The sequence below is a fragment of the Halomonas sp. B23F22_20 genome (genome assembly GCF_043496985.1).
GTDB lineage: Bacteria > Pseudomonadota > Gammaproteobacteria > Pseudomonadales > Halomonadaceae > Halomonas.
In genome coordinates, this window is sequence record NZ_JBIEKH010000028.1 from 17605 (window position 1) to 29927 (window position 12323).

General features: G+C 61.1%; 7 protein-coding genes. 5 read left to right on the plus strand and 2 right to left on the minus strand.

Going from position 1 to position 12323, the window contains the following annotated elements:
* Nucleotides 1-14 precede the first annotated feature (14 nt).
* Nucleotides 15-884 carry a LysR family transcriptional regulator gene (locus tag ACGTN6_RS18175; RefSeq protein WP_394594368.1) on the minus strand — a complete coding sequence of 290 codons (870 nt, stop codon included), beginning with the start codon at nucleotides 882-884 and terminating at the stop codon, nucleotides 15-17.
* A gap of 137 nt (nucleotides 885-1021) precedes the next feature.
* Here ACGTN6_RS18175 and ACGTN6_RS18180 point away from each other — a divergent pair, with 137 nt between their 5' ends.
* Nucleotides 1022-2194, plus strand: coding sequence for a multidrug effflux MFS transporter (locus ACGTN6_RS18180; RefSeq protein WP_394594369.1), 1173 nt, complete (start codon nucleotides 1022-1024; stop codon nucleotides 2192-2194).
* A gap of 263 nt (nucleotides 2195-2457) precedes the next feature.
* Here the strand turns inward: ACGTN6_RS18180 and ACGTN6_RS18185 are convergent, their stop codons facing one another.
* Nucleotides 2458-3456 carry a LysR family transcriptional regulator gene (locus tag ACGTN6_RS18185; protein ID WP_394594371.1) on the minus strand — a complete coding sequence of 333 codons (999 nt, stop codon included), beginning with the start codon at nucleotides 3454-3456 and terminating at the stop codon, nucleotides 2458-2460.
* A 451-nt stretch (nucleotides 3457-3907) separates the two neighbouring features.
* Here ACGTN6_RS18185 and ACGTN6_RS18190 point away from each other — a divergent pair, with 451 nt between their 5' ends.
* The 4 genes from ACGTN6_RS18190 to ACGTN6_RS18205 form a co-directional block, all read left to right on the plus strand.
* Nucleotides 3908-5080 (plus strand): efflux RND transporter periplasmic adaptor subunit, encoded by a 1173-nt coding sequence (locus ACGTN6_RS18190; RefSeq protein WP_394594373.1) that lies wholly within the window; start codon nucleotides 3908-3910, stop codon nucleotides 5078-5080.
* A 98-nt stretch (nucleotides 5081-5178) separates the two neighbouring features.
* Complete coding sequence (locus ACGTN6_RS18195; RefSeq protein WP_394594375.1) at nucleotides 5179-8349, plus strand: efflux RND transporter permease subunit; 3171 nt, start codon at nucleotides 5179-5181, stop codon at nucleotides 8347-8349.
* 1322 nt (nucleotides 8350-9671) lie between these two features.
* On the plus strand, nucleotides 9672-10481 hold the full coding sequence (locus tag ACGTN6_RS18200) for an OmpA family protein (protein WP_394594377.1): 810 nt from the start codon (nucleotides 9672-9674) through the stop codon (nucleotides 10479-10481).
* Nucleotides 10482-10687: 206 nt separating this feature from the next.
* The coding region (locus ACGTN6_RS18205; protein ID WP_394594379.1) for an Ig-like domain-containing protein at nucleotides 10688-12323 on the plus strand (1636 nt) is incomplete at its 3' end.

Here is a 12323-nt window from a genome sequence, read left to right on the forward strand (position 1 = left end):
GGCATGTCCAGGATTCAACCGGCAAAGGCGTCCGAGATCGCCTCCGTGACAACCCGGACCCGCGCGGTGCGCGCCAGATCCTGATGCAGGACTAGCCAAGCCTCGTACGGTCTGGCCCGATGGTGGTCGGGCCAGACCCTCACCAGATTGTGATCACGTTGGGCGATGTAATCGGGCAGCTCTCCCAACGCCAGGCCGGCGCGTACAAAGGTTGCCAGCATCAAGCTCGAGTCGAGCTCGGCGACCACGCGCCCCTGTTTTCTGGGCTCACCCGTCAGGGTATTGTCCTGCCGCCCCGTTACCCCTTCCTGATACAGGGCGATGTCGTGGCCGGCGAAGCCGTCGCCGCGCTGTGGCTCGCCATGCCGTTCCAGATATCCCTTGGTTGCGTACAGCCCTACCTCCCAGCAACCCAGCCGTCGGACGATCAGATCGGGCTGCTCTGGTCGAAGCGTGCGTACGGCAACATCCGCTTCGCGTCTTGCCAGGTCGAGCAGTCGCGTCGTGGTACTCAGGATGACGCTGATGTCGGGATGCGTCGTGCGTAGGCGTTCGATCGCGGGTACCACGAAGTCCATCGCCAACGCATCGGTGGTGGTCACGCGAACCTCGCCGGCCATACGGTTGTCGGCACCTTCGCTGCGACGTTCGAAGGAAACGGCCAGTCGCTCCATGCCCTCGGCCTTGGGCAATGCTTGCCGGCCGCTATCGGTGAGCGTCCATCCCCCCGTGGTACGCAGAAACAGCCGGCTGCCCAGCGACCGTTCCAAGCCGGTCAAGCGCCGTCCCACCGTGGTCTGGTCGATGCCCAGACGCTGCGCCGCCCCGCGCAGTGTGCCGGCGCGATGCACCGCCAGGAAAAGTTGCACGTCGTCCCAGTTCATCCGCTCCCCTTGATGCATTTATGCAGGAGTAAGCTGCATTTTAATGCATTTTTGCACCATGCTTCTCTTCGTACAATGGCATCCGTTCCCCATGCACAGTCGATGAGCGGCCGACATTCCGGCCGCCGGGAGATGCTATGCCGCGCGTATCTTTCATCCTGACCGTCGTCATGCTCAGCGCCTTCGGCCTGATCGCATCGGACGTTTATCTACCCGCCATGCCCACCATGACGGCTGAATTTGGTGTCGCCGACTGGCAGATGCCGCAGACCGTCTCCTTCTATCTACTGGCACTGGCGATGGCACAACTGTTCTATGGGCCCTTGTCGGACCGCTATGGGCGCAAGTCTCTGCTGCTGGCTGGCATCGCGCTTTACATGATCGGTTCGCTGGGGTGTGCCGTCGCGGGGAGCTACGCTGGATTTCTGGCGTGGCGCCTCCTCGAGGCTGTGGGCGCCGCGGCGGGTTTGGTCATTGGGCGTGCCTTGATCGCCGATACTTGCGACAAGCGCACCTCCGCCAAGGTCTATGCGGTGGTCTATCCACTGGTGTCGTTGTCGCCGGCCTTGGCGCCGGCCATCGGCGGACACCTGGCCGCCGTGTTTGGATGGCGGGCTGACTTCCTGTTTGTGGCCGCTTTTGGTGCCTTGGCGCTGTTGATAGTGCTGATGCTACTACCGGAAACGCTTCCCAACGCGGCCCGCACCCGGACGTCGCCATTCGCTGGATTCGGACATGTCGTTCGCGATCGCCATTTCCGTCGCTACACACTAGTGGTCTGCGCCATCTACTGCGCCTGGTTCGTCTATCTGACCCAATCGCCCTTCCTGTTCGCACGCCAGGGGGTGAGCGAAGAGCAAAGTGGCTGGCTGTACCTGCCGCTGACGGCCGGCATCATCGGTGCCAATTTGCTGGCCAAGCGGCTGCTTGACCGTTGGCCTTATGATCGCATCGTCGCCGCAGGTATCGCCTGCTTCGTGCTCGGCGGCATGGCCTTCCTGGGCGTGGTGGCTCTGGAGAGGCAAAGTGCGGCGACCGTGGTGCTTCCGATGTGCCTGGTCAGCCTGGCCAATGGTTCGTCTTTGTCGCTGGCCGTATCCGGGGCCATCGCCAGTGAACACGGACATGCCGCCACGGCATCGGGTCTGGTCGGATTCTGTCAGATTGGCAGTGCCGCGCTAGTCGCGATGGGACTGAGTGCAACGTTCGGCACTGGGTTCAACGTGCTCGGAGGGGCCGTGCTGGCACTCGGCCTGCTTGCATTATCCACGTGCTTGCCATGGTCCGGTCGTCGGGCGAAGCGGGCCTGATCCCCTTTATCCCAGGCAATACAAGCCTGCGAGTTCACCCATATATCCAGATATCGACCAGGCTGCGCTTTCCTACAACCAGTAGTGTGGCCAGCGACGCACGCTACCCAGGTTGTTGATCAGCAGTGCCACTAACACCAGGCTGGATCAGGGCCGATGAAGAGTACTGATGAAATCCGTACAACCTTCATTGGCGTTGACAACGCTTCGTCAGCTGACCGTGAAGCGGGCGTGGTGCTTCGCCAGGGGAAAACCCGAGCGTCTCAGGCCGTTGCGTCCACGGGCTCCTCCGCATCTTCGGCGACCGCGTCCGGGGGGAAGGCGGCCGGGGTGGCGGGGGCCTGGTCCTGCGGGAGTGCTGCCTGCATCTTGAGGCGCATCTGCTCGACGACGAAATCGACGAAGGTGCGCACCTTAGGCGAGACGAGCAGGCCGCCTGGGAAGACTGCGTTCAGCTCTACCTCGGGGCCCTCCCAGCCCTCGAGGATGCGGTGTATCCGGTTTTCCTCCGGCCCGAGACAGGCCACGATCTCGCTGGCCAGCATGATGCCCTGCCCATCGAGCAGCAGGCCGCGCAATATGAAGGGGTCGTTGGCGATGGCCACGGGGTCGATTTCGACCTCCTCCCGACGCGATCCGTTTTGCAACTGCCACACATGGCGATGCCCGCGTCGGTCGAGGTCCTTCGCCAGCGCCGGGTGATGGATCAGGTCCGCCGGCTCGCGGGGTTCGCCGTGTCGGGCGAGGTAGTCCTCGCTGGCATACACGTAAGAGCGATGCCGGGCCAGCGGGCGCGCCACCAGGCTGGAGTCCGCCAGGGGGCCGACACGGATGGCGACGTCGATCCGGTTGGCCACCAGGTCGAGGCGCTCGTTGGAGAGGATCAACTCGACCCGCACCTGGGGATAGTGCTTGCGGAAGTCCTGCACCAGGATCGAGGTGAACTCGCTGCACATGGTGAAGGGCGTGGTGACTCGCAGCCAGCCGCGCGGGCTGTCCTCGAGCTGGTGCACCGCGTGCTCCGCTTCGCCCAGCTCGCGGGCGATGCGGTGGCTGTACTCGTAGTACACGGCGCCGGCCTCGGTCAGGCTGAGGCGGCGTGTGGTGCGCTGCAGCAGCCTGGCGCCCAGACGATTCTCCAGCGCTTTCACCTTGCGGCTTACCGTGGTCTTGGGAATGCCCAGTAGGCGGGCTGCGGCGGTAAAGCTTCCTTGCTCCACCACCTTGGAGAAGATCAGGACATCGTTGAGATCCTGTGACATGGCTGATTCCGTCATGAGGGCGTCCGGCATCGGGGGAAGCGCTTCCCGACTGTTCCATGAGGGAAACAGTATTTCCCTCTTGGCCGGGCTAATCAATTCAGCGCGCAAGCCTTAACGTTAGTTGAACTTTTACAAAGTACTCAAGGGGTAGAGAGGCTTCGGGTCCCGCCGATGCCTCTCGGCGCTGTCGATTTTCCATGCCAGCACGCGACTACTGCCATGAACGGGCAGGCCGATGAATAACACTCTTTGCCATGCAGCCCCGGCAGTACTTCGTTCCGGTAGTGAAACGTTCGCTACCTAGCCCTTTACCTGAAGTTAGCTTTAGGAATTAAGGTGCGGACTTCGAGCCATGACTCGGCCCCCTTGATCCCTTGGAGAGACGAAGATGCGTAATACAGCCACGACCCACGGAGGATATCGACGACCGTCAAGGAGCCGACTCCTCGGCATGCCTGTCAGGCCGCTCATGGGGGCTCTGGCCTTGCTGGGTGCCATCGTTCTGGCCGGCTGTGACAGCCAGGCGGATAGCGCCGGCGCCCAGCAGGCACCGCCGCCGCCGCAGGTGAGTGTTGCCGAGGTGGTAATCAAGGACGTGCGCTACTGGGACGAGTTCACCGGGCGTATCCAGCCGGTGGAGAGAGTCGAGCTGCGCCCTCGCGTGTCGGGGCATATCGAGAGTGTCAACTATACCGAGGGCGAGGAGGTCGCCAAGGGTGATGTGCTGTTCGTCATCGATCAGCGCCCGTATCAGGCCCAGTTGGCGGGGGCCGAAGCCGACCTGCAGCGAACCCGTTCGCGGGTCGAATTGACCCGGGTCGAGGCTTCCCGGGCCGAGCGCCTGTCCAAGACCCATGCTATTTCCAGAGAAGAGCTGGACCAGCGCCGCGCTGCCGCACGCCAGGCCCAGTCGGACCTGCTGGCGGCCGAGGCCAGGCTCGAGACGGCGCAGCTGAACATGGATTTCACCGAGGTTCGCGCTCCCATTGCCGGGCGCACCGGGCGAGCGCTGGTGACGGCGGGCAACCTGGTGTCCGAATCCACGCAACTGACCAGCATCGTCTCGCAGGACAAGGTCTATGTGAATTTCTACAGCGATGAGCGGACCTACCTGACCTATGACGCCATGGCTCGCAGCGGCGAACGCTCCAGCTCGCGCGAGACCAGGACCCCGGTACAGGTTGGCCTGGCCAATGACGACGGCTACCCCTATCGCGGCGAGGTGGACTTCGTCGACAACAGCCTGGATGCGGATACCGGTACCATCCTGCTCCGCGCCGTGCTCGACAACGGCGATGGGCGCTTTACACCGGGCATGTTCGCGCGAGTGCGAGTGATGGGCGGCGGTGATAGCGCGGCCACCCTGATCGATGACAAGGCGGTGCTGACGGACCAGGACCGCAAGTATGTCTACGTCGTCAACGATGAAAACGTCGCGCTGCGCAAGGATATCCGTACCGGCCGCATGGCGGATGGGCTCAGGGTGGTCGAGTCCGGGCTGGAGCCGGGGAACCGCGTGGTAGTGAACGGCATTCAGCGGATCTACTTCCCCGGTATGCAGGTGGCAGCGGAAGTCGTCGAGATGGATGGCAAGCCCGAAGCCGCGGTGCTGGTGGCCCAGTAAGCCCTCGGCGCTCGATACCCGAGGGAGATCGAGCGACCCCCTATCATTGCGTCTGAGCGGAGCGGGTGCCGTCTCCCCGCTCCGAGGAGAGTCGTTTCATGGATTTCGCCAAGTTCTTCGTCGACCGGCCGATCTTCGCCGCGGTGTTGTCGATACTGATCTTCATCGCCGGGATTATCACCATCCCGATGTTGCCGATCAGCGAATACCCGGATGTGGTGCCGCCGTCGGTGGTCGTGCGCACGGCCTATCCAGGGGCCAACCCCAAAGTCATTTCCGAGACCGTGGCAACACCGCTGGAGGAGGCGATCAACGGCGTCGAGGACATGATGTACCTCAAGTCGGTGGCCGGCTCCGACGGGGTGCTGCAGATGACCGTGACCTTCCGCCCCGGCACCGATCCGGATGATGCCGCGGTCAAGGTGCAGAACCGGGTCAACCAGGCGCTCGCGAGGCTACCCGAGGATGTGCGTCGGCAGGGCGTGACCACGCAGAAGCAGTCGCCGACGTTCCTGATGGTGGTGCATCTGACGTCGCCGGATGAGCGTTATGACACGCTTTATCTGCGCAACTATGCCCGGCTTCACGTCAAGGATGCCCTGTCACGCATTCAGGGCGTCGGCGATGCCCAGATCTTCGGCGGTGGCGACTATGCCATGCGTGCCTGGCTCGATCCGGACAAGATCGCCGCGCGCGGCCTCACCGCCGGCGACGTGGTACAGGCGATACGCGAGCAGAACGTGCAGGTGTCGGCCGGCCAGCTCGGCGCCGAGCCCATGCCCGACAGTGACTTCCTGACCCTGATCAATGCCCGGGGGCGCCTGACCACCGAGCAGGAGTTCGGCGATGTCGTGGTCAAGAGTGGCCGGGATGGCGAGCTCGTGCGCTTGGCCGATGTCGCCCGCCTGGAGCTGGGCGCCGGCGACTATACCCTGCGCTCGAAACTCGACGGCAATGATGCGGTCGCCATCGGCGTCTTCCAGGCACCGGGGGCGAATGCTCTGGAGATCCAGGAGAACGTCATCGCCACCATGGACGAGCTGGCCCAGTGGTTCCCCGAGGGCGTCGAGTACGAGGCGGTGTACGACACCACCATCTTCGTGCGCGACTCGATTTCGTCCGTGATCAAGACTCTGCTGGAAGCCGTGCTGCTGGTGGTGCTGGTGGTCACGCTGTTCCTGCAGACCTGGCGTGCCTCGATCATTCCGCTGATCGCGGTGCCGGTATCCGTGGTGGGCACCTTCGCCGTGCTCTATATATTGGGCTTCTCGATCAATACCCTGACCCTGTTCGGCCTGGTGCTGGCGATCGGCATCGTGGTCGATGATGCGATCGTGGTGGTGGAGAACGTCGAGCGCAACATCGGGGATGGCCTGGCGCCTCTGGCGGCCGCGCATCAGGCGATGCGTGAGGTATCCGGCCCGATCATCGCCATTGGCCTGGTGCTGTGTGCGGTGTTCGTGCCGATGGCCTTCCTCTCCGGTGTCACCGGCCAGTTCTATCGCCAGTTCGCCGCCACCATTGCCATCTCAACGGTGATCTCCACGATCAACTCGCTGACCCTGTCACCGGCGTTGGCGGCGATGCTGCTCAAGCCCCACGATGCGCCCAAGGACCGGATGACCCGCCTGATCGACCTGCTGTTCGGCTGGCTGTTCCGCCCCTTCAATCGCTTCTTCGCCAGTAGCTCGTCCAGGTACCAGGGCGCGGTATCGCGTTCGCTGCACCGGCGTGGCGCGGTCTTTCTGGTCTATGCGCTGCTGCTGGTGGCGACCGGCATGATGTTCAAGATGGTGCCGCCGGGGTTCATTCCGACCCAGGACAAGCAATACCTGATCGCCGGGGTCAAGTTGCCGGAAGGGGCCTCGCTGTCGCGTACCGACGAGATGCTCAGCCAGATCAGTGAGATCGCCATGTCCACCGAGGGAGTCTCCCACTCCATCGCGTTCCCTGGCCTCAATGCCTTGCAGTTCACCAATACCCCCAACAGCGGCGTGGCGTTCCTGCCGCTGGCGCCTTTCGATGAGCGCTCGCGCACGGCGGCCGAGATCAATGCCGAGATCAATCAGAAGATCGCCGGTCTGCAGGAAGGATTCGCCTTCTCGTTCATGCCGCCCCCCATTCTCGGCCTGGGCAACGGCAATGGCTGGCAGATGTTCATCGAGGATCGTGCCGGCCTGGGCTATGGCGCCCTGCAGAGCGCAGTGCAGTCCTTCCAGGGGGCCATTTCACAGACCCCGGGCATGGGCTTTCCGATCACCAGCTATCAGGCCAACGTGCCGCAGCTCGATGCCGTGGTCGATCGCATCAAGGCCAAGGCTCAGGGGGTTCCGCTGACCGAGCTGTTCGACACCCTCCAGACCTATCTCGGCTCGACCTATGTCAACGACTTCAACCAGTTCGGCCGCACCTGGCAGGTGATCGCCCAGGCCGATTCTGCCTACCGTGGCAGCGTCGAGGACATTGCCAACCTGCGTACGCGCAATGAGTACGGGGAAATGGTGCCGATCGGCTCGATGGTGGATGTCCAGCAGACCTTCGGCCCCGATCCGGTGCTGCGTTATAACGGCTATCCCGCCGCCGACCTGGCCGGCGAGGCGGATCCGCGTGTGCTGTCCTCGGCCCAGGCGATGGACAAGCTGAGCGAGCTGGCCGACCAGGTGCTGCCCAACGGCATGTCCTTCGAGTGGACCGACCTGAGCTTCCAGCAGGCCACTCAGGGCAACGCCGCGCTGGTGGTATTCCCGCTCTCGGTGCTGCTGGTGTTCCTGGCCCTGGCTGCCCTCTACGAGAGCTGGACCCTGCCGCTGGCAGTGATCCTGATCGTGCCGATGTGCATGCTCTCGGCGCTGCTCGGGGTGTGGTTCATGAAGGGCGACAACAACATCTTCGTCCAGGTCGGGCTGGTGGTGCTGATCGGCCTGGCGTGCAAGAACGCCATCCTGATCGTCGAGTTCGCCCGCGAGCTGGAGAGGCAGGGCAAGGGCATCGTCGAGGCGGCCCTGGAGGCCTGCCGCCTGCGCCTGCGGCCGATCATCATGACCTCGATCACCTTCACCGCCGCGGTGGTACCGTTGATGCTGGGGAGCGGCGCCGGTGCCGAGGTGCGCCAGGCGCTCGGCATGGCGGTGTTCGCCGGCATGCTCGGCGTCACCCTGTTTGGCCTCTTCCTCACCCCGGTGTTCTACGTGGCCTTGCGCAAGCTGGTCGAGCGCGGCCGTCGGGCCGACGAGGACACCTTGCCGGCAGGGGCCGAATACCGTGCGTAATCGATCGCCGACTAGCTGTTGCCCGGTTTGGCGAAGTGAAGTCGGCGATCGATGTGCACCTCTCGTCGACGTGAGACGGTGCATCCAACGTTCAGGAACCTCGACGATGTTGCCGATAAATAGGCGCTTGCTGTGCCGAGAAGACCGCCTTGGTCAATGGCTCTGGCCTGACTCTCCGTATCGCCATGGTTTCCCTGGACAACGGATCATTCATTGCGAAGGTCGGCTGTCACGGTTGCGCCAATGCTCGATATCGATACTGATTTGTTATGGATATACGATATATGAGTCGATTTGGAGATAAGAAGCCCGGCTGAGAAGCGACATGAAGCTGGCTCTATATCACTGGCCATTCGGATCAACACCATCATGCGGCGCGCCGACTAGCCAAGCGAGCTGCTGTTGCGGATGTAACATTTGTTCACAAAAATGTTCTGGCAATCGTGTTTGGATGCCCTCGGCCGTTTGCGGTTGCAGTTCCTTTTGAAGTTGTCTAATTTAGTTTCGTCCGGCTGGCGTGGCTGAGACGCATCATCAAAAAGACTGAGACTGGATCTTTGAAGGGCCTCTCACTAGCGACTATTGCCATTCACCGGGACAGTGCCATGCTCAATGTCAGATTTTTCTCCAGCCGTGGTCCCTTCTCCAGCCGTACCGGCCTTTCCGTCATTGGGCAATGCTTCGAGGTTGCCTGTGTCGACACCATCAGCCGTCATTTTTCCACTGCGCAGGGCGGCGACCTGAAACGGTTATCCTGCAACCTTCTGCGTTGGCTGGGGATGCTGGGCATGGCTAGCCCCCCGAATTTGGTCCGCCGCCCGGCCAAGTGGCACCGAGAGCACTCTCTGCTGCCAAAAATGATGCGCCGAACGCCCCCCGTGGTTCACAAAGCGAGATGGATCAACTCCTACGACGGGCTAGAAAATCGAGCGCATGGCGGTTCGCCTCCTCCCGTGCAGCCATTTGCGCTATCCGCAAAGAACGACATGGCGATCGTCTGTCGAACAAAGCCACCAGGCAGGAAACCAATGGTTAGCGGCAGCCAGCATCGCCGCCCCCTAGGGGGAAATCATGTCGAAACGAGTCGGCGATGCCTGCCAACGCAACAGTGGTCGGCCATGACGGGCATGCGCGGAGCGCTTGAGATGGGGCTAGTGCCACAGATTCATGGTAATGAAAGATATGTTTAATAATTTCTATAGGGAATTAGGTGTTAATGGGGGCGAGATGATGCATTGACCGTGGGGTTTTTGTTTGGCCCATGGTCAGAGCGAGATTAGACAGATTTTTTAAAATAAACAACAGATGGCAAGGAAGGCGCTATGGGTACTATGGATAGAAATGTCAAAGAAAAGTCTGTGATGCTGATTGCAGGCTCTTTTTTAGCGACAATTAGCATTGTAGCCTCTGCTCAGGCGGAGGAGTTCCCTGATGTTGTTGTCGATGCCTCTCACTCTGAGCTAGGTGAGCCGTTCCTGCGAAATGGTGACGACATACCCATCAGAGATTTGCAGGAGCTGAGTGCTGGTCTCGGCGAGCTGTCGCAGGAAGATGTAATGAGTCTTCTTGGCGCTCCGATCGTCCCGTCAGTTGTCGGTCAAGATGATAGCTGGTTATACAACGTGAGTTTGCCGCTTCCCGGTAAAAATTATCTTGTATGCCAATATCGCGTTTCCTTCTCTCAGCAGGTTCTTTCTTCTTTAGAGTGGCGGCGGCCACAGTGTGAGCATCTTTTTTCAGAGCTCTCAGTGCCTGCTCAGCCTCAAAAAGTCAGCTTCTCAGATGGCTTTTTATTTGATTTTGATAACTATATTGTCTCTTCACAAGGCCGGTCGGAACTACGTCGGGTCCTCCAGGACGCTCAGAGTAAATTTCAATCCCTCTCTATCTCGGTGACTGGACACACCGATCGAATCGGTGCAGCGGAATACAATATGCATCTTTCTGAAGAGCGGGCCAAAGCAGTGGCAGATGCTCTGGTGCAGTGGGGGGTGAATCCTGGGAGTATCAGCTATGAAGGCCGAGGAGAGAGCGAGCCGGTAGTGAATTGTCCGAACATCGCTGGCGCTGAACTGAAAAAATGTCTAGCGCCTAATCGTCGCGTCGAGATCTTGTTAAAAGAAAGTGCTTGAATCTGGTTGGCGGATTCTTCTTTCTTTAGGCCGGTAGGTGCCTAGGATGAAGGAAGAGTACGTCAGTCGTATTCATTTTTCACGTTTGATTTTAGCTACGATGATGATTGAGTTCTGGCGGTGTTTTGGGAATGAGTTCGAGAGATTCCCGGAAGGACAAGGCTCTCCAGGGCTTTAAGTAACAGTAAAAGGGATAGAGGTGGATTATGGAAAATGCATTCATAGTTGTTACTCCTAAGGCTGGCGGCGATGTGGTTGAATTGCCACAGGGAAGTGCTGTCGATTTGCAGGCTCCTAGTGCAGTAAAAATTGCTATAGGACCCGAAGAGGTAGCAGCGTTTGACCAGTCGGGAATGGATCTGATCATCACCTTGAAGTCTGGGGAGAAGATCGTCATTTCTGACTTTTTCAATGTTTCAGAGGGGGAGCGAAGTGAGCTGCTCCTCGAAGATTCCGATGAGGTCGTTTGGTGGGGGCAGTATGAGTCCCCTTGGTCAGGATTTTCGTTTGCTGAAATCCAAGAGGCAGCTGAGTTGGCCGGGGGTATCCCGGCATGGGCAGTGGTTGCAGGAGTTCTAGGCGCGGCTGGGGTGGCTGCCGTGGCTGCGGATAGCGACTCTGACTCTGACAGCGACTCGGGCTCAGACGGCGACGGCTCTGATGGCGATGGCTCAGACGGCGACGGCGATGGCTCAGACGGCGACGGCGATGGCTCAGACGGCGACGGCGATGGCTCAGACGGCGACGGCGATGGCTCAGACGGCGATGGCGATGGCTCAGACGGCGATGGCGATGGCTCAGACGGCGACGGCGATGGCTCAGACGGCGACGGCGATGGCTCAGACGGCGACGGCGATGGCTCAGACGGCGACGGCGATGGCTCAGACGGCGACGGCGATGGTTCAGACGGCGACGGCGATGGCTCAGACGGCGATGGCTCAGACGGCGATGGCGATGGCTCAGACGGCGACCCTGTCTCCGATGGAGATAACATTGCGCCAGACGCCCCGACCGTTGGCAGTGTCGTCAACACCCTTGACGAAAACGGTGAGCCTGATGGCACCACGGTAAGCGGTACCGCTGAGCCCAACAGCACGGTACATATCCGTGATCCGGACACCGGTGATGTTGTTGGCAAAGGGACGGCCGACAATAACGGTAACTACGAGGTCACGACCGACACGCCGCTGGAAGACGGCAAGGCTTATGACGTCGTTGCCATCGATGACGCAGGCAATGTCTCCGAGCCGATCACGGAAACGGGGGATACCACCGCACCTGACGCACCGACCGTTGATAGTGTCACCAATACGTTTGACGACAACGGCGTGCCTGATGGCACCACGGTAAGCGGTACCGCCGAGCCCAACAGCGCGGTCGAGATCCGTGATCCGGACACCGGTGATGTGGTAGGCACCGGGGAAGCCGACGAGAACGGTAACTACGAGATCACGACCGACGAGCCGCTGGAAGACGGCAAGGACTATGACGTCGTTGCCATCGACGATACAGGCAATGTCTCCGAGCCGGCCACGGCGACCGGGGATATCACCGCGCCTGACGCGCCGACCGTTGATAGCGTCACTAACACGCTGGACGAAAACGGCGTGCCTGACGGCACCACGGTAAGCGGTACCGCCGAGCCCAACAGCGTGGTCGAGATCCGTGATCCGGACACCGGTGATGTGGTGGGCACCGGGGAGGCCGACGATAACGGTAACTACGAGATCACGACCGACGAGCCGCTGGAAGACGGCAAGGACTATGACGTCGTTGCCATCGACGATACAGGCAATGTCTCCGAGCCGGCCACGGCGACCGGGGATATCACCGCGCCTGACG

Coding starts and splice junctions, on each gene's coding strand:
- ACGTN6_RS18175 (WP_394594368.1), bottom strand. CDS start 884: ATGAACTGGGACGACGTGCAACTTTTCCTGGCGGTGCATCGCGCCGGC.
- ACGTN6_RS18180 (WP_394594369.1), top strand. CDS start 1,022: ATGCCGCGCGTATCTTTCATCCTGACCGTCGTCATGCTCAGCGCCTTC.
- ACGTN6_RS18185 (WP_394594371.1), bottom strand. CDS start 3,456: ATGTCACAGGATCTCAACGATGTCCTGATCTTCTCCAAGGTGGTGGAG.
- ACGTN6_RS18190 (WP_394594373.1), top strand. CDS start 3,908: ATGCCTGTCAGGCCGCTCATGGGGGCTCTGGCCTTGCTGGGTGCCATC.
- ACGTN6_RS18195 (WP_394594375.1), top strand. CDS start 5,179: ATGGATTTCGCCAAGTTCTTCGTCGACCGGCCGATCTTCGCCGCGGTG.
- ACGTN6_RS18200 (WP_394594377.1), top strand. CDS start 9,672: ATGGGTACTATGGATAGAAATGTCAAAGAAAAGTCTGTGATGCTGATT.